At 41.2% G+C, this 16,992-nt stretch carries 16 protein-coding genes and 2 pseudogenes; 12 read left to right on the forward strand and 6 right to left on the reverse strand.

Annotated features, from left to right (window positions below):
• Window positions 1-387 precede the first annotated feature (387 nt).
• On the reverse strand, window positions 388-1,404 hold the full coding sequence (gene glsA / locus MiAbW_RS09785) for a glutaminase A (protein ID WP_151695966.1): 1,017 nt from the start codon (window positions 1,402-1,404) through the stop codon (window positions 388-390).
• A gap of 82 nt (window positions 1,405-1,486) precedes the next feature.
• Window positions 1,487-2,335 carry a carbonic anhydrase gene (locus MiAbW_RS09790; RefSeq protein WP_151695967.1) on the reverse strand — a complete coding sequence of 283 codons (849 nt, stop codon included), beginning with the start codon at window positions 2,333-2,335 and terminating at the stop codon, window positions 1,487-1,489.
• 168 nt (window positions 2,336-2,503) lie between these two features.
• On the opposite strand from MiAbW_RS09790, the gene psbN reads away from it, so the two are divergent.
• Window positions 2,504-2,635, forward strand: coding sequence for a photosystem II reaction center protein PsbN (gene psbN, locus MiAbW_RS09795; RefSeq protein WP_002761150.1), 132 nt, complete (start codon window positions 2,504-2,506; stop codon window positions 2,633-2,635).
• Here psbN and MiAbW_RS09800 read toward each other — a convergent pair.
• Window positions 2,632-5,640, reverse strand: a complete 3,009-nt coding sequence (locus tag MiAbW_RS09800) for an alpha-mannosidase (RefSeq protein ID WP_151695968.1) — start codon at window positions 5,638-5,640, stop codon at window positions 2,632-2,634. The genes psbN and MiAbW_RS09800 overlap by 4 nt on opposite strands.
• 404 nt (window positions 5,641-6,044) lie before the next feature.
• On the opposite strand from MiAbW_RS09800, the gene MiAbW_RS09805 reads away from it, so the two are divergent.
• The 5 genes from MiAbW_RS09805 to MiAbW_RS09825 all read left to right on the forward strand — a co-directional run bounded on the left by MiAbW_RS09805 (window position 6,045) and on the right by MiAbW_RS09825 (window position 8,038).
• Complete coding sequence (locus tag MiAbW_RS09805; protein WP_151696022.1) at window positions 6,045-6,224, forward strand: precorrin-6A/cobalt-precorrin-6A reductase; 180 nt, start codon at window positions 6,045-6,047, stop codon at window positions 6,222-6,224.
• Window positions 6,225-6,447: 223 nt separating this feature from the next.
• The gene (locus MiAbW_RS09810) at window positions 6,448-6,729 is read left to right on the forward strand and encodes a DUF2470 domain-containing protein (RefSeq protein WP_151695969.1); all 282 of its coding nucleotides are present in this window, start codon (window positions 6,448-6,450) and stop codon (window positions 6,727-6,729) included.
• Window positions 6,730-6,783: 54 nt separating this feature from the next.
• Complete coding sequence (locus MiAbW_RS09815; RefSeq protein WP_151695970.1) at window positions 6,784-6,996, forward strand: hypothetical protein; 213 nt, start codon at window positions 6,784-6,786, stop codon at window positions 6,994-6,996.
• Window positions 6,993-7,346, forward strand: coding sequence for an NINE protein (locus tag MiAbW_RS09820; RefSeq protein ID WP_151695971.1), 354 nt, complete (start codon window positions 6,993-6,995; stop codon window positions 7,344-7,346). Before MiAbW_RS09815 ends, MiAbW_RS09820 begins: the two co-directional genes overlap by 4 nt.
• A 5-nt stretch (window positions 7,347-7,351) precedes the next feature.
• Entirely contained in the window at window positions 7,352-8,038 is a 687-nt protein-coding gene (locus tag MiAbW_RS09825) for a helix-hairpin-helix domain-containing protein (RefSeq protein ID WP_151695972.1), read from the forward strand.
• A 15-nt stretch (window positions 8,039-8,053) separates the two neighbouring features.
• Here MiAbW_RS09825 and MiAbW_RS09830 read toward each other — a convergent pair whose 3' ends face one another.
• Window positions 8,054-8,830, reverse strand: coding sequence for an SDR family NAD(P)-dependent oxidoreductase (locus MiAbW_RS09830; protein WP_151695973.1), 777 nt, complete (start codon window positions 8,828-8,830; stop codon window positions 8,054-8,056).
• A gap of 148 nt (window positions 8,831-8,978) precedes the next feature.
• Between MiAbW_RS09830 and isiD the strand changes: the two genes are divergently transcribed.
• From isiD to MiAbW_RS09845, 3 genes and pseudogenes are all read left to right on the forward strand, one after another.
• Entirely contained in the window at window positions 8,979-9,191 is a 213-nt protein-coding gene (gene isiD / locus MiAbW_RS09835; protein WP_002732311.1) for a protein IsiD, read from the forward strand.
• 164 nt (window positions 9,192-9,355) lie between these two features.
• Entirely contained in the window at window positions 9,356-10,354 is a 999-nt protein-coding gene (locus MiAbW_RS09840) for an adenosine kinase (protein WP_151695974.1), read from the forward strand.
• 360 nt (window positions 10,355-10,714) lie between these two features.
• Window positions 10,715-11,125 (forward strand): annotated as a pseudogene (locus MiAbW_RS09845) (transposase family protein); the annotation flags it as partial.
• A gap of 210 nt (window positions 11,126-11,335) precedes the next feature.
• Here the strand turns inward: MiAbW_RS09845 and MiAbW_RS09850 are convergent.
• Both MiAbW_RS09850 and MiAbW_RS09855 read right to left on the reverse strand, forming a co-directional pair.
• The gene (locus tag MiAbW_RS09850) at window positions 11,336-12,883 is read right to left on the reverse strand and encodes a mercuric reductase (RefSeq protein ID WP_151695975.1); all 1,548 of its coding nucleotides are present in this window, start codon (window positions 12,881-12,883) and stop codon (window positions 11,336-11,338) included.
• Window positions 12,884-13,179: 296 nt separating this feature from the next.
• Window positions 13,180-13,935, reverse strand: coding sequence for a TVP38/TMEM64 family protein (locus MiAbW_RS09855; RefSeq protein WP_151695976.1), 756 nt, complete (start codon window positions 13,933-13,935; stop codon window positions 13,180-13,182).
• A 264-nt stretch (window positions 13,936-14,199) separates the two neighbouring features.
• Here MiAbW_RS09855 and MiAbW_RS09860 point away from each other — a divergent pair, with 264 nt between their 5' ends.
• From MiAbW_RS09860 to MiAbW_RS09870, 3 genes and pseudogenes are all read left to right on the forward strand, one after another.
• Entirely contained in the window at window positions 14,200-15,585 is a 1,386-nt protein-coding gene (locus MiAbW_RS09860) for a cytochrome P450 (protein ID WP_151695977.1), read from the forward strand.
• A gap of 85 nt (window positions 15,586-15,670) precedes the next feature.
• Window positions 15,671-16,654 (forward strand): protein-methionine-sulfoxide reductase catalytic subunit MsrP, encoded by a 984-nt coding sequence (gene msrP, locus MiAbW_RS09865; RefSeq protein WP_151695978.1) that lies wholly within the window; start codon window positions 15,671-15,673, stop codon window positions 16,652-16,654.
• Window positions 16,655-16,697: 43 nt separating this feature from the next.
• Window positions 16,698-16,934 (forward strand): annotated as a pseudogene (locus MiAbW_RS09870) (DUF29 family protein); the annotation flags it as partial.
• Between the last annotated feature and the right edge of the window lie 58 nt (window positions 16,935-16,992).

Below are 16,992 nucleotides of genomic sequence, written 5' to 3' on the forward strand. Positions count from 1 at the left end.
AGTTTCTTCGGCAAAATTTTGACCTGTTGCTCTTGGCCAGCAGCAACAGACCTAGAAGGGATAACTTGAGAAAAAACTAGCGATCGGGGAAACCCTGATTTTATGACCGACTTTGAGCCAATAAGGAAGTGAAAAAGAAGAACCTCTGGGAGTCTTGCCGTGTTTCGACCCCAGAGGTTCTTCTTATACTGAACTTATACTCCTCACACAATATTTATATTACACACAACCCGCTGCTTTTGTCAAGAGGTTTACGAAATTTTTTCCACAGACCTCTGGCCAAATTAATTTTTTAGGGTCGGTAGGCGCTCTTGCAGGGGACAGCTATCAGACTAAATCCTGTTTAAAAGCCATGGGAGAGTGGGGAGAGGGAAGTCGGGGGTGGTATCAACTATTGCCTTGAAGCCATGTTTTTAAATCTCGTTCTGGTTTAGCCACATTGAATAAATGTAAACCAAAATCTTCTGAAATATCTTGACAAATTTTCACTCCTCTGATGCTGTTGCCTTTTTCATCTAAAAGGGGGGAAAAAGTGCCAATTCCCAACTGATGGGGAACTACTGCCGTAATTCCGCCCCCGACACCGCTTTTTGCTGGTAATCCTACCCGATAGGCCCATTCTCCTGAAGCGTCGTACATTCCACAGGTAAGCATAACACTGATCACATCTTGAACGTAGTGTTCATCGATCGCCCGTATTCCTGTGATTGGGTTGACACCCCCATTAGCTAAGGTAGCAGCCATGAGGGCTAAATCGTGAGCATGGACGAGGATGGCGCATTGTTGACAGTAAAGGTCGAGGGTTTCTTCAATTTTATCGCTAACCATGCCAAAATTTAGCATCAGATAGGCCATGGCCCGATTGCGATTGCCGGTGGATTTTTCCGAGAGAAAAACGGGGACATTAATCTCGTGATCCCTGCCGGTATAGCGTTTAAACATTTCTAAAATACGTTTTAGCCTTTCGGTGGCATTCTGTCCGGTGATTAAATCCGTGGTAGCGATCGCACCAGCATTAACCATAGGATTATAGGGACGATTGGTTTTTTCATCGAGAATAATCGAGTTAAAAGCTTCTCCCGTGGGTTCAACACCGACTTTACTATTAACGTATTCCCGTCCGTGATCTTCTAGAGCTAATCCAAAGACAAAAGCTTTAGAAATCGATTGTACTGTAAAGGTTTGCTGACAGTCTCCCACCTCAAAAATCTGACCGTCAGTGGTAATTACCGAAATACCAAACCATTCTGGATCTGCTAGGGCTAATTCCGGAATATAATCGGCGATATTGCCCGTCTGTAAATCAGAGTATTTTGCGTGCAGATAGTTAAGATAGTTCCGAAAAGGATAGACTAACTCTTTCCCAGAATTGACGGGACTAATAAAATCTTTTGGAGAAGCCATAGAGGAGTATAGCAGTTATCGTTTAATTGCCACTCTAGAGACGTTAATAGGCACATCTCTAGAGAATTTCTGTAATCCCTAATTAACTTCTCGAACCGCGATAAATGCGATCAGCTTGGGAGGGTTCTAAATAATTATAGCCCGGTTTTTGGGTTAAGGAGCCATTCTTTTTGGCCACAGTATTAACCGCAGGAGTCGCTTTTTTTAAGTCCGCATGAGTCCTGATATAATCCTCAGAAATCTTGAAGGGATGACTATTGGGAAGATGACGACTAGAGGGTAAATTTTCTTCCGGTTCGGGGTGGGTAATTTTACTATGGGGAGCGACAAAATCGTGTAGGATGGGATCGTAGGCTAAAATTTCGCCAGTTTCAATGCGAAAAATCCAACCGTGTAGAGATAATTTACCCTGATGTAATCGGGAACGAATAATTGGATAGCTTTGCAAATTACTTAACTGATTGAGAACATTTTCTGCTACTGTCACCTCGATCAGTTCTTCTCCTTCTAGTTCTTTGTAATTATCCTTAACTAAACGTCGAGTAGCTTCTGCTTGCTTTAACCAATCGTAAACTAAAGGCATTTCATCGGCCAGACTCTGCAATTTTAACAAACCTTTCATCGCTCCACAATGGGAGTGACCGCAGATAATCACTTGCTCGATGCCGAGAGCGTTGATAGCATATTCTATAGATGCACCTTCACCACCATTAGTCGCTCCGTAGGGAGGAATTATATTTCCCGCATTGCGAATTACGAATAATTCCCCCACCTCCGCTTGGGTAATTAGGTTAGGATCGATACGGGAATCGGAACAGGTGATAAACAGGATTCTCGGTTTTTGTCCGTGGGAGAGTTGCTCAAATAATTGCCGATGTTCATCAAAATAACCACTCTGGAACTTTTCTAGTCCCTGTAGGAGTTTCTTCATAATAATTTTTCTGGTTTAGTTCGATCGCTATTGAGTCGATCCTTTCAGCATTATCGGGCATGAGATAACAGCAATGCAACCAGCCAGATTAGCGATCGTTGTCGGCTGCGAGATCGGTTAGATATTGTTAAGATAAGATACAGACTGTATCTAAGCAAATTTTATTCTATGGAAACTGCAACAATTTTGGGGATTTCGATCGCTGCCGCTTTGGTGGGGATTACCGCTTTAGCTCTTTATACCGCTTTTGGACCGCCGGCAGCAGAATTAAGCGATCCTTTTGAAGATCACGAAGATTAATTCTTTAATAACCATGTAGCTATCTGCCAAGGAAAAAGTTGCTCAACGGGATCGATCGCTCTTTCTAAACCGTCGATCGATTCTTTTATTGTTAATTGTAATTGATTTTGCCAATCAATTACAGCGTTTTCTCCCTGACATTCATAAAGGCGCATTACCCAACCCCGAGAGGCTGTTTCACTTAGTTTGAAACTCATTAAAATTAAGTTATCGGCTGAGAATTTTAACCATTCTGCCACGGGCGGCAACCGGTTTAATCGAGAAGAATTATTAATAAAAATAACGTTGACAGGTGAGTTTAACTGCCAAGAGTGATGGACAGTTTGCGCCGTTTTCCAGTTACCTTGATGGGGATATATTGCATAGGTAAATTCCTGTTTCCCCAGATCTGCCTCGGGATCAGGCCATCGGGGACTTCTTAACAGAGTTAATCGTAGTTGCTGGTTAGTAGCATCATAGCCATATTTATTATTATTTAAAAGACTAACTCCGTAGTTTGCCTCTGTATCGGTTAAATCCGCCCATTTATGCCCGTAAACTTCCCATTTTGGCGATTCTAGCTGGTGGAAACGCTTGATCGCACCACAGGCAATTTCATAGGTGGTAAAATCGCTGTTTAGCGTAAGAGGAAAAGCGGTTTTTACTAAAGTGTGTTCCTGCTGCCAATTAACAATAGTTTTAATCTGGAGAATAGGAGAATCTTTTTCTAAGATATAGTCTTGACAAAATTCCGAATCACCTAAACTTCTGATCACGCAAATCTGCCAGCGCAAGGGGCCATATTCTAAGCATTTAATCGATTTTAATACTGTTTTTGGTAAGGGATATTGTTGATAATTCGGATCGATATTCCAAGCGTCCCAATATTGTCCTTGATCTTTAAATGCCTGTAATTGATTACCGGCAGCTTGCAGGATTTCTTTTTGATTAATTATATCAAATATACTATCGATATCCCCCGTTTCTGAGTTAATAGTAACTTTAAGCAGGCCATTATCTAAAATAAATTGGCAGTTAATTAAATTTTGCTCGGCTGCTTGCTGATTGGGAACTAACCAAAATAACTTATAACCCACGGAAGGAATATTTTCAGCGAGAAATAATAACTGATTGTCGTGGGATAATTGCGAGGGACAGAGACAATTATTCAAGTCATAAACTGAGCAATTTGCAGATTCTACAGCTAAAGAGATAACCTGGGTTCTTTCCCAGTTAAGAGAATTAACAACTAGAAAAGGTTTTGCTTGGGTATGGGGAGGATTAGGTAAATTAATTTGATTAGCAATTGCCTGTAAAGCTTGCTCTAAAATTGCTTCACCTGTGCTGATAACTTGCCGCCATAACTGATTAGCATCCCTAAACACTTCGGGGATAGAAGTACCAGGCATTATATCATGAAACTGATTTAATAAAACCTTTTTCCAGGCGGATTCTATCTCGACTTTCGGATAGGGAATCTCTAGTAAAATATTAGCCAGAGAAGACCATAATTCTCCTTGATACAAGAGGATTTCACAGTAACGATTATAGGCTTTTTGGTCAGCGTGGCTAGTATAACAACCCCGATGGAATTCTAGATATAATTCATCATCCCAGATAGGAAGATTACTTGTATCGAGACTGTCCAGATAAGTTGTTGCTTGGCTAAATTTTAACTGGGGGAAAAAAGGAGATTTTTGCCAACGTTGTGCCACTGCTAACATATCACGAGTCGGACCACCGCCATGATCGCCAACACCGGGCAACCAAAAAATCTCTTTTAAACCGGTTTGCCGTTCCCAATTGAGAGCATGATCAGTCATAATAATTGGATTAGTATCCATAACTCCGGCAACATTGGGAGGAGACATGAGGGAAAGAATTTTACTACCATCGGGAGATTGCCACCAGAAAAAACCGTGGGGAAATTTAGTCGTATCATTCCAATGTAGTTTCCCAGTTACAAAATATTTGATGCCAAAGGATTTAAGAATTTGCGGCAATTGGTAGGGAAAACCAAAGGTATCCGGCAGCCAAGCAGTTTTAGTGATTTGTCCGAATTTTTCTTGAAAATATTGTTGTCCATAAAGCAGCTGTCGAAATAGGGATTCCCCAGAGATTAAATTGACTTCTGGTTCTACCCACATCCCGCCCAAAAGTTCCCAAGATTGCCCTTTATATGCCTCTAGAATTGCTTTAAATAGGTCAGGATGATGTTTTTCTATCCATTCGTAAATTAGGGGACTAGAATGACCAAATATGAGGGATGGAAAATCTTTTTGCAGGTTTAAAACCGAGATAAAAGTGTTTTTTGCCACTTGCCAAGTTTCTGCCAACGGCCACAACCAAGCCAGATCCAAATGTGCATGGCCGAGAAGATGAAAACTGCGTTCTTTCAGAGGTTGAGCGAGGGGTTGTAGGGATTGACGAATTGATTCTAGGGATTGATTAAATTTATCTTTGTTGGTGACATTATCCCAGTCAATATTATCGAGAGTTGCGGTAAAAATCGCTAAGTTTTCAGGATAAAAAGTCTGTAGATAATTATGGATAATGGTCAATTCATCAGCAACAAAACTAGGATCGATCGCTTGGCTATATTCATAGACTAACTCTGATTTCATCAAACCACCAATATCATGATTGGGACTGACTAAACGGAGAGTAACAAGAATTTCTTGACCAGTAGAGACCGAGTTAGAAAGTAAAATGCGCGTGGAAGAATCAAAGAGGTCTCCTGCTTGGATAAATTGATTATTAACATAAATTTTGACATCTTCCGCCCACCAAGTTAAGATTAATCTCAGTTCCATTCCCTCTAAAGGATAACCGGCTAAATGTTCGGGGACAATAATTTTTTGAGTTAGATATTGAATTTGTCTGCCGGCAGGCCAAATAATGTATTGTTTTTCATTGAGGGTGACGGGTTGAATTGGTTTTCCCGCTGCTGTAGCGATCAACCAATTTTTCTGAATATCTCTGCGGGTGAGGTGAGACAGTTTAGTGATGTTGTCGAGGGGAGACATGAGCCAACAAATAAGTTAATTTTGACTATTTTAAGCGATCGAGGTCTAATTAGGCTAGGGGGGAACTGATGTTAACGCAATAATGCTGAAGATTTACTTAATCTCATCTTTAGTCAAACCAATAGTTTATTAGATCAAGTTCAAGCTGAGGAACTAAAAATCCCAATACTCACTGCATCTGGATAAGGTTCATCTACCAAGTATTTCCTGTGTTGAGCCAATCAATACTGGTACGTTGCTCAGTCACTGCAAGCTGCCTCCTTTGAAGAACATGAATAAGTTACTAACTCCCTTTTTGGCTCAATTTTTGCCCAGAGGTGCGCTCATTCTTGAACAAATTAGGCTGAATTTATCTCTCCCATTATCCGTGATTATAGCTTTGACAGACCACTACTTCGATTGACCTGAAGTGGGACAATTTAGATAAATGCACAATCAAAGCTTTTTGTCAAGAAAATAACATTAAACTTATTATTGATGCTCCCCATGCCCACGCCCAAATTATCTGCCAATTAGCGATTAATTACGCTACCCTAACTAATATCCCCTATCTGCACCCTATCAAAAAATCAGTCTTGAGCTAGATAGTTGAGAAACCATCCAAGATATCGCCCCCCTGTTCATCGGTCTGCTACCTGTTGTAAACTCGTTAGAGATAGCCTGAGAAGCAGCGTTGACCAGTAATCGAATTATTGCCCTCCGTCCCCCATTTGTCTCGACTTAGAACCAGCTTTTGCCCGTACCCACCCTAATTATCCCAAAAAACTAGCAATTTTAACGATATTATCGATTTTTTTCTGGAATATTATGTCTGAAACTATCACTGCCGCCACTAGCGATCGCATCTGTAAACACATGAACAAGGATCACGGTGATGCCGTGCTTTTCTACGCTCAAGTTTACGGTAATATTACCGATGCAGAAACCGCTCAAATGCTCTCCATCGATCCCCAAGGCATGGATTTAGCCGTAGAAAAATTAGGGGAGAGTCAAACAATTAGAATACCTTTTGAGCGCACCCTAGAATCAGCCAAGGATGCCCATAATATTCTGGTTGAGATGCTAAAAGTTAATCAAACTACCCCTTGACAAAGCCCGATTTTGCTCCTATCACCGAAAAATATCAACCTAGAGAATTAGCCCATGAATCAGGTTAATAGTACGGGAATAAAAATACCCAAATCTGGCTGGCACTTACTGCCTTTTTTAGTCTTGGGTGTGCTAGTTTTTGCATTTAATTCCTCCCTAGAATTAAATTATCTAGTCAAGGGTTATATTACTCTCTTGGAATTACAGGCGGGCATCGTGGTTTTATACTTTCTTTTGACTAAATTAGGGAAATCTCAAAAATCATGAAAAATAGAACTATAGCAGCTTTACTAGCCTTTTTTCTCGGTTATCTTGGCATCCATAAATTTTATCTAGGGGAGAATTTGGCAGGTATTTTTTATCTACTTTTCTTCTGGACTTTTATCCCCGGCATCATTGCTTTTTTTGAATTTATTGGTTTAATCATTATGTCAGATCAAGCTTTTGATGCTAAATATAATCCTAACTATCTCCCTAGCAGTAGAGAGCGAGGACTGCCAGAATCAGGTCAGCAAAAAACCGCTACTTTACTCCAGCTTAAAAAACTTTACGATCAGGGAATTATTACTGCTGAAGAATACGAAGAAAAACGCAGAAAATATTTAGATTCTCTTTAAAAAATATGTCTAATCTCTCTCCTCGCCCTCCCGAATCTTCTGAGTGGATCTGGCTATCTTTAGTTCCAGTTTTTGGTGGGCTTGCCATTGCTAATGCTGGCAAAAAAACCAATAACCAAAGTTGGTTATCCGTCGGCATTGCCTTGACAATTATCTCCTTTATTTTCTTGACAAAAGAGTCTTTTATCGTAATTTGGTTTGCCCAAATCGGCCTAGGTTTATACATCCGTCAACAGCTTAATTCCCATCCAATAGCTTCGGCAAATAGAACCGATTCCAAACAGTCATTCTCTCCTCTCAAAAAAATTGATATTAACAGTTGTTCCACCAACGATCTGGTTTATAAATTAGGGTTGCCGATTGTCTATGCCAATGATATCGTTTCTGTCCGTAATGAAGGACATATTTTTACCCATTTAGAAGAATTACACTTCCTGGCTGGTTTACCAGAAAATTATCTGAAAAAATTGGAACCTTTGATTATCTTTGCCTACGATATTCGCCAAGAAGTTGACGTTTCTTGGCGTTGTTTAAACTACCAGTCCGTTGAGGAATTGGTCAATCTAGGTCTTGACTTTTCCGTGGCTGATAAGATTGTCGCCGAAAGAGAAAAAAACGGTGTCTATCGTTCGGCGATCGAAGTGAGAAACCGGACAGGTATTCCCTTAAAATCCTATCAGCAATTGCTCTAATTAGCTTGATTCTAGTTATAGCTTGAATTGCTTTTCTATCAAAGACACGATCCAACTTCTAGGTAAAAAACGGGGCAGATTGACGATAATTTTATTAGCAAATTTACCAGCTACCACGTTGGGGCGTTTGTTTGCCAAGGCGGTTAAAGCCTCTTGTACCACCACTTCCGCCGAATCTAACCCGCCGTTTTTGCCCATAAAGGCACTGGGAAATCGGGCCACCTCAAAAAAATTCGATTCCGTCGGACCGGGGCAAAGAGCGAGGATTTCAACGCCTTTGTCTTTATTTTCTGCCCAGAGAGACTCGCTAAAGCTGAGGACAAAAGCTTTTGTCGCCGCATAGACGGAAAGATAGGGCAGCGGTTGAAACCCGGCAATGGAAGCAACATTGATAATTGCCCCCCCAGCACCAGCAAGCATGGGACGTAGAAAATAGTGGCTTAATTCCACCAATACCAGATTATTTAACTGGATCATTTCTAACTGTCGAGCTAAATCCCGCTCGCTAAAAGCACCATAATCACCAAAACCGGCATTATTTACCAGTAAATCAACGTTGATTCCTTTTTGGTTCACCGTATCATATACCAGCTTTCCTGCCCCGGCAACGGTCAGATATTGAACGATAACTGTCACTTTTGCCCCATATTGTTTCTCTAATTCCGCTGCTAATTGTTCTAGTTTATCCCTAGATCTAGCGACTAAAATTAGCTCCATTTGCCGTTGGGCAAGTTGACGGGCAAAGACGGCACCGATACCGGTGGAAGCACCGGTAATGAGGGCTGTTTTCATAGAAGATCAATCAAAAATAGCTCTTTTGCTGGAATCTTACCACAATTACCCTTCCATTTACAGTTCTTAACTTGGCGGTCAAGGCATTTTTTCAACTCAGAATATATGTTAGGCTAGAAATAGAACAAAGGTCGAGGGAGGTGCAGAAATGACAGTTATAAGCTTCACTGATCAAGATATTGCCAAATATACCGCCGCTGATATTGCTTCTTTAGCTGAACGACTAGAAAAAGATGAGTATAGTAACCCCTTCGAGGCTTTGCGGGATTGGCATCTGTTAAGAGCGATCGCTTTTCAACGGCAGGAATTAGCCGAACCTTATCTTTATCTGTTGGATCTAGAGGCCTACGATGAGGCTTAAAGTGGCTTAGTTAAACAAAACTTAACACAAATTACTGGGGGTGTGAGACTAGCACACCCATTATTTTTGATTATCGTATTCTCTGGCTGAAAACAGCCCCTAGCTTTTTGCCCCTTCTTTCCCTACTATCAATAACAAAGTATTTTTAGGCGATCGACTAGATTATGGGCAAACAATACAACGTTTATGGGATCGGTAACGCGCTCGTTGATATGGAATTTCAAGTCTCTCCTGAATTACTGCAAGAATTGGGCATCGATAAAGGAGTGATGACGCTGGTGGACGAAAATCGTCAAACCCAGTTGATGGAAAAATTGGCTTTTGATTGTAAACGCAGCGGTGGCGGATCGGCGGCGAATACCCTAGTAGCGATCGCTCAGTTGGGGGGTAGAGGTTTCTATTCCTGTAAAGTGGGTAATGACGAATTAGGTAAGTTTTATCTGCAAGATCTGCGGGCCTGTGGTTTACATACCAATGAACATGGCGGCGAAAAAGAGGTGGGAATCACGGGAAAATGTCTAGTTTTCGTCACTCCCGATGCCGATCGCACCATGAATACTTTTCTCGGCATCACCGGGGAAATTTCCGAACGGGAATTAGTCCCCTCAGCGATCGCTAATGCCGATTATCTCTATCTCGAAGGTTATCTCGTCACCTCTCCCACTGCCAAAGCTGCCGCTATTAAAGGGCGAGAAATTGCTCAGGCTGCTGGAGTCAAAACCGCTTTATCCCTGTCAGATCCCAATATGGCGATCTTCTTCCGCGAGGGATTACTGGAAATGATCGGAACCGGGTTAGATTTCGTTTTCGCTAATGAGTCGGAAGCTTTGACTATTTCCGGCAGCGACGAAATCGAGTCAGCGATCGCCTATTTTAAAACCATTGCCCAAGGATTCGCTATCACCCGGGGTGCCAGTGGTTCTTTGATATATGATGGCGAAAATCTGCTGGAAATTGACCCCCATCCGGTACAGGCGATCGATACCGTCGGCGCGGGGGATATGTACGCAGGTGCTTTTCTCTACGGTATTACCCACGGTATGGGTTACAAAGGAGCGGGAAATCTCGCTTCTCTAGCGGCTGCCCGGGTGGTTTCTACTTTTGGGGCGCGTTTACAAACCGAGGAAATTCAATCCCTGCGAGATTCGATCGTTTTGGGATAGGTTTTGTCAGTGATCAGCTTTCAGTCAGTAGTCAAGTTTTTTCTCCCTGCTCCCTGCTCATAGACAGTCTTAACCAGTAATTTAGATAGTCATAAGCCCCTTGCATAATTTTTTTATGGTGTAATGGAGGCTTTTGCTGGCTCTTCTGGTTTCTGTGTGGAAACGGGCTCTATACTGATAGTTTCTTCAGCAAAATAGTCCTAAAAGTCTTTCCCAGTAAACATTTCACGATTCTATAAGCAAAAATTATCACACAAAGTCGAGAAGAGCCTTTTGCTTTTTTCTCAATTTTTAGATGGAAGTCGAAAAAAGAATAAAATGTGATCTTAGGTCAGGAAATCATCTATACTTTTACTATGTTTATTAGCAAAAATGGATGTAACAGAAACTACCCTTGAACGCCCGAAAAAACAGAAAGATTTTTTCAGGTAAAAGAGGTAATCATACTTTAAAATCCCAATTAGTAGCTAATCAAAATACAGAGGAAATTATCTGTGTCTTTTGCAGGAAAAGCAGAGGGCATGATTTTAGTTTATTAAAAAAAATCGAGTTCGTTGTCATCCTTTAACTACCAGCAGAGAAGACAGTGGTTATCAGGGAATATCTCAATACCATAGTAATAGTTATACACCGAAAAAGAAACCAAAAAATAGAAAATTAACAGACTTATAAAAGTAGTATAACAAGGCTTTAGCCAAAAAAATAATTATTATTGAACATATAAACAGGAAACTCAAAATCTTGAAAATATTATCCTTTAGAAAGGATAATTTATTCCCAATTTTTATAATTGAGATAGCTTGTGCTGCTTAAATAAAGAGGTTTTGACAACCAAATTAAAGCATATCTCAAGAGTTTTGAGTTAAAAGTTAAACTTCAAGCTCTTATTCAGTACAAATATACCCAAAGACTAATTCTTGGGGACAAATTAGTTAAACCATCATTATAACATATAATTAATTTGCAAGAGTTCTACTGATTTTAACCCGATAATTTACTCAACAATTCCAAGAATTTTTGACTATTAGGAGTTAAGAGAGTTCGGCGATAGGCATCGGCAGCCTTTTTAATTGCTTCCGCTTGGGTGGGATAGGGATGAATAACAGTAGAGAGTTTACCCAGTCCGATTTTAGCAACTATAGCGGTGGTAATTTCGGAAATCATCTCACCGGCGTGAGCAGCGACGATAGTGGCTCCTAAAATTTGGTCGGAACCTTGTTTGTGAATAATTTTTAAAAAACCTTCTGTTTCTCCATCAGCGATAGCTCGATCGACTATACTCAAAGGAATTTTAATAGTATTAGTGGTCAATCCCATGGCCTGTGCTTGGGTTTCATCCATACCGACACGGGCGATTTCTGGGTCAGTATAAGTGACCCAAGGCATAACTAAATTACTGAGCTTATTGCGTCCGAAACCGAAGGGAGAAAAGAGGATATTTTTAATCACAATACGGGCGGCTGCATCGGCGGCATGGGTAAATTTCCAATCCATACAGATATCACCAGCCGCATAAATTTTCGGGTTAGTAGTTTGCAGATAATCATTAACTTTGACTCCCCGACGAGTATCGTATTCCACGGCCACTGCTTCTAAATTTAATCCTGACAGATTAGGCTCCCGGCCGGCAGCGACTAAAATCTCGTCGACGGTGATAGTTGCTACCTGGCCGTTGCTAGTATATTCAATGGTTTTACCCTGCTCATTTTTTCTCACCCGTTCAATTTGGCAGGAGAGAATTAATTGCATTCCTTCCCGCAGGAAAGTATTCTCAATAATTTCGGTCGCTTCTGCATCTTCTTTATTCAAAAGATGGGAATGATTATGAAATAAAATCACCTGCGCGCCTAACCGTTGAAAAGCTTGGGCTAATTCACAACCAATCGGCCCGCCACCGATAACAGCTAATCGAGGAGGTAATTCTGTGAGGGAAAAAATTGTTTCATTGGTATAAAATCCCGCTTCTTTTAGTCCGGGTATATCGGGATGAAGGGCCTTAGCACCAGTAGCAATGACGGCTTTTTTATAATGGAGGGTTTTTCCTGCCACTGCCACGGCATTTTGTCCCAAAAAACGAGCGCTACCCAAGAAGACATCGATACCTAGTTTTTGGAAACGTTGCACCGAATCATGAGGGCTAATATCGGCGCGAATTTGCCGCATTCTGGCCATTACTCTGGCAAAATCTACCCTAGTATCTCCAATATCAATTCCTAATTTTTTGGCTTTCTCAATTTCCCCGATAATTCTAGAGGAACGAATCAGACATTTAGAAGGAATACAACCGAAATTGAGGCAGTCTCCCCCCATTAAGTGTTTTTCCACTAAAGCCACTTTTAAACCTATCTCTAAACCCGCAGCACCAGCCGCTACAACTAAACCCGCAGTACCCGCGCCAATGACGACTAAATCATAACAATTTTGGGGTTGTGGATTGACCCAATCGGCAGGATGAACATAATTAACTAATTTTTGATTATGTTCGTCCACCGGGAGAACATTAACTTCCCTAGAGCTATTTTGAAACATAATAAGTACCTAAGCAAAATTAATTACACATTTCGATAAAGCTTTTGCCTATTGCCTATTGCCTATTGCCTATCCTAACCAAGAAATTAATTTTGCACGACTACTTAAAGTAGTTATATTAATGGTGAGATACGAAGTTTTCGTTTTGGGGAGTCAGGAGATAGGAGTCAGGAGTCGGGAGATAGGTTTTAGGTGTTGGGGGCTGGAGTTTTGGGGTTTTGGGGTTTTAGTTCAATTTCCCCACTTCCCCATTCCCCCACTTCCCACTTCCCCAACCCCTGACTGATGACTGATTACTATTCATTGATAACTGATGCCAGGGACTGACGGGCAATTTTTGTGACGTAGAGGGTGACGGCAACGGTGGCGATAAAACCGATCAGGCGAATAATCCATTGTAAAACTGGGTTAGTGGCTGGTGCCGAGGTGCCGATAGTGGCAAGACTGCCCGCTAAAGAGCCAATATAGACATACATTATCGTCCCCGGAATCATGCCGGCGGAACCTAGTAGATAATCTTTCAGGGAAACCCCGGTGACACCATAGGCATAATTGAGCAGATTAAAAGGAAATATGGGAGATAAACGGGTTAAAAGCACTATTTTTAGGCCTTCTTTCCCCACAGCTTCATCTATAGCTTGAAATTTACTATTACCTTGAATTTTTTCCGCCACCCAACCCCTAGCCAGATAACGTCCCACCAGAAAAGCGGCAGTAGCGCCGATAGTTGCCCCGATAAAGACGTAAAAAGAGCCTAACACCACACCAAAAACCACACCAGCCCCCAAAGTCAGGATCGAACCAGGAAAAAAGGCCACAGTAGCTAGAATATAAATAATTATAAACGCGATCGCTCCTAAGGCTCCCAAACTATCCACCCAAGTTAAGGCATTGAAAAGAATAGTTTGAGGATTAAAACCCGTGGAGGTACTGGATTCGAGGGCAAAAGCGGGGGGAGTAGTCAGGAGAAAAACAAGGCCAAATGTAGTTAATAAGAGTAAATGCCTGATAATCACAGTTTTTCCTAAGGGCAAAAACTTGGAAATAATCATAAAAAGTCCCTATAAGGAATGAAAAAAGAGAGATTGAACTATAAAAGCGAATTAAATAGAACTAGGGGCTATTCTACCGTAGTTATCATTGTTTAGACCAGAAAGCCAATCCTGAAAATTCCCAGAAAATCCCCCTCTCTGGGAGAAGATAAGACAAGCAACAGCCGGGTAATTTTTGCTGTTTACTTGATATTACACCTTGCCGTCTCTGGGAAAAAAATGTCACAATTAGAAATAATTAGCATTGGATATAGTAATTAATCTATGAAAATCATCCCCAAGGTCAAAGCCCCTACCTTCCTGCAAATGGCACAATGGATCATTAATCCCGTGGGTTTTATGGAAAATGCCGCCCGCAAGCATGGCGATATTTTTAGCACAAAAGTGGGTTTAACTGTGGATAATTTTATCTTTGTCAGTAGTCCTGCAGCCCTACAACAGGTTTTAACTAATGATCGTAAACAATTTTCGGCACCAGGGGAAGCCAATCGTATTATTGCCCCGATTATTGGTGATTATTCCGTCGTCATGTTAGACGGAGACACCCACAAAAAACGCCGTCAGCTTTTATTGCCACCTTTTCACGGGGAGAGAATGCGTTTCTACGGCGATTTAATCCGCGATATTACCCTGAGAGTGATGGCAGAATTGCCCGAAAATCAACCTTTTAAAGCCCGTTCAGCGACCACAGCGATTGCTTTACAAGTAATTATGGAGGCAGTTTTTGGAATTAGTCAAGGGGAACGTTATCAAACCCTGAAAAAAATTCTGGCTGAAATGCTCGATATTTTTAACTCTCCGGTGATGGCTTCTTTGTTATTTTTTCCAATTTTGCGGGCTGATTTTGGTGCTTGGAGTCCCTGGGGAAAATACCAGCGTTCTCAAGAAAAAATTGATGATATTATCTATACAGAAATTGCTGAAAGAAAAGCTAATCCTAACCCCAATCGCACCGATATTTTATCACTACTGATGTCGGCCCGGGATGAAGAAGGCAACCCGATGAGTGATAAGGAATTGCGCGATGAATTAATGACCTTATTATTCGCAGGTCATGAAACCACTGCCACCGCTATGTCTTGGGTGCTCTACTGGACTCATCGCTATCCAGAAATTAAAGCAAAAATTCTGCAAGAAATAGCCACTTTAGGAGATAATCCTAACCCCCTTGACATAACTCGATTACCCTATATTTCGGCGGTTTGTTCGGAAACTTTACGCATTCATCCCGTGGCAATGTTAACTTTTCCGCGAGCAGTGGAAGAACCGGTAGAACTAGATGGTTATCCTTTAGAAAAAGGGACAATTATTATGGGTTGTATTTATCTAGCCCACCACCGCGAACAAACTTTCCCCGATTCCCATACTTTTAAACCAGAACGCTTTTTAGAAAAACAATTCACCCCCTACGAATATATGCCTTTTGGTGGTGGAGCGCGTCGTTGTATCGGGGAAGTTTTAGCTATCTACGAGATGAAAATCGCTATCGCTACGATTTTGGCCAATTATCAGTTAACTCTAGTTAATAATACCCCCGAAAAACCCAGCCGCCGCGGTGTCACCCTTGCTCCCTCGCGAGGAGTTCCCATGGTCTTAAAAGGACGACGGGAACCTCTGGCGACTGCCCCGATGCTCGCCGAAATTTCTTAAAAAAACTGACAAACTATTGTACAATCAGAGTTGTGGTATCCAATATCATAACTCTGTTTTCTTGTCAATAAAATTGGGGATAATTATGGTCTTAATTCGTTTAGCTAAATCTTGGGAAATTTCCGAAAATGAAGTCACTTCTGAAAGTGTTTATTTTAAACGTCGTCGGTTTTTACAGGGGTTAATCGGGGCAGGAATTGCGGGTAGTTCTCTATTATTAACTGCTTGTGGTAAATCCTCCTCCTCGGAAGCTTTAGAAAAAAGTTTGCAATTACCTAAAATTGAAGGGTTCAGCAAGAATCCGAATTTTTTAACGGTAAATCGCCCCATAGTTGCTGAAACTGTAGCGGGGAGATATAACAATTTTTATGAGTTCGGGGGGGGGAAAAATATCTGGTTAAAAGCGCAGAAATTACCGACGAATCCTTGGACGGTAGAAGTAGGAGGATTGGTAAAAAATCCCCAAACCTACGATATAGACACTATTAAAAAAATCTTTCCTCTCGAAGAAAGAATCTATCGTTTTCGTTGTGTGGAAGCTTGGTCAATGGTCTTACCTTGGCTAGGTTTTCCCATGAGGGCTTTAATCGCGGCAGTGGAACCAAAACCCGAAGCTAAATTCGTCCGTTTTACTTCCTTTTATGATCCCGAAATTACCAAAGGGCCAGGATTACATTTAGGAGCCTTACCCTGGCCTTATACAGAAGCTTTAAGAATTGAAGAAATGGCCAATGAATTAGCTTTCTTTGCTGTGGGAATTTTCGGTCATGATTTACCCAAACAACACGGCGCACCCTTGCGAATGGTTATTCCTTGGAAATACGGTTTTAAAGGGGCAAAATCAATAGTAAAAATTGAATTTACCGCCAAACAACCCGCCACCTACTGGAACACAATTGACGCTCACGAATACGATTTTGAGGCTAATGTAAACCCCAGTAAACCCCATCCCCGTTGGTCACAAGCAACGGAGAAATTTATCGGCAGTAGAAGTGATTTATCTTGGGAAATTATCGAAACTCTGCCCTATAATGGCTATGGTGAATATGTGGCTAGTTTGTATAGTTGAGTTTGATAATTATCCTGGTTTTATTTAGTTTAAGTGAGGATTTGTGGACAATAAAACTCTGTACGAACAAGACTTTTATCTCTGGATTATAACTACTATTAATCAACTGCAAGCCAGACAGTTTGAGCGGGTAGATTTAGATAATTTATTGGAGGAATTAGCAAGTATGGGAAGGAGTGAAAAACGCACAATTAAAAGTCTGTTAACCCGATTATTATAACATTTACTTAAACTCAAATATTGGGCGGCAGAAAGAGAGAGAAACGAAGGTCACTGGAAGGCAGGGTGAGAGCATCTCAAAAACTATTGACAATTGGCCAATTTTGTGATCCGCATGG

Source organism: Microcystis aeruginosa NIES-4325 (assembly GCF_008974145.1).
GTDB classification, from domain to species: Bacteria; Cyanobacteriota; Cyanobacteriia; order Cyanobacteriales; family Microcystaceae; genus Microcystis; species Microcystis aeruginosa_G.

Excerpts from the sequence above, each read along its gene's own strand:
- glsA (WP_151695966.1), bottom strand. The coding sequence starts at position 1,404 with ATGGCTTCTCCAAAAGATTTTATTAGTCCCGTCAATTCTGGGAAAGAG.
- MiAbW_RS09790 (WP_151695967.1), bottom strand. The coding sequence starts at position 2,335 with ATGAAGAAACTCCTACAGGGACTAGAAAAGTTCCAGAGTGGTTATTTT.
- psbN (WP_002761150.1), top strand. The coding sequence starts at position 2,504 with ATGGAAACTGCAACAATTTTGGGGATTTCGATCGCTGCCGCTTTGGTG.
- MiAbW_RS09800 (WP_151695968.1), bottom strand. The coding sequence starts at position 5,640 with ATGTCTCCCCTCGACAACATCACTAAACTGTCTCACCTCACCCGCAGA.
- MiAbW_RS09810 (WP_151695969.1), top strand. The coding sequence starts at position 6,448 with ATGTCTGAAACTATCACTGCCGCCACTAGCGATCGCATCTGTAAACAC.
- MiAbW_RS09815 (WP_151695970.1), top strand. The coding sequence starts at position 6,784 with ATGAATCAGGTTAATAGTACGGGAATAAAAATACCCAAATCTGGCTGG.
- MiAbW_RS09820 (WP_151695971.1), top strand. The coding sequence starts at position 6,993 with ATGAAAAATAGAACTATAGCAGCTTTACTAGCCTTTTTTCTCGGTTAT.
- MiAbW_RS09825 (WP_151695972.1), top strand. The coding sequence starts at position 7,352 with ATGTCTAATCTCTCTCCTCGCCCTCCCGAATCTTCTGAGTGGATCTGG.
- MiAbW_RS09830 (WP_151695973.1), bottom strand. The coding sequence starts at position 8,830 with ATGAAAACAGCCCTCATTACCGGTGCTTCCACCGGTATCGGTGCCGTC.
- isiD (WP_002732311.1), top strand. The coding sequence starts at position 8,979 with ATGACAGTTATAAGCTTCACTGATCAAGATATTGCCAAATATACCGCC.
- MiAbW_RS09840 (WP_151695974.1), top strand. The coding sequence starts at position 9,356 with ATGGGCAAACAATACAACGTTTATGGGATCGGTAACGCGCTCGTTGAT.
- MiAbW_RS09850 (WP_151695975.1), bottom strand. The coding sequence starts at position 12,883 with ATGTTTCAAAATAGCTCTAGGGAAGTTAATGTTCTCCCGGTGGACGAA.
- MiAbW_RS09855 (WP_151695976.1), bottom strand. The coding sequence starts at position 13,935 with ATGATTATTTCCAAGTTTTTGCCCTTAGGAAAAACTGTGATTATCAGG.
- MiAbW_RS09860 (WP_151695977.1), top strand. The coding sequence starts at position 14,200 with ATGAAAATCATCCCCAAGGTCAAAGCCCCTACCTTCCTGCAAATGGCA.
- msrP (WP_151695978.1), top strand. The coding sequence starts at position 15,671 with ATGGTCTTAATTCGTTTAGCTAAATCTTGGGAAATTTCCGAAAATGAA.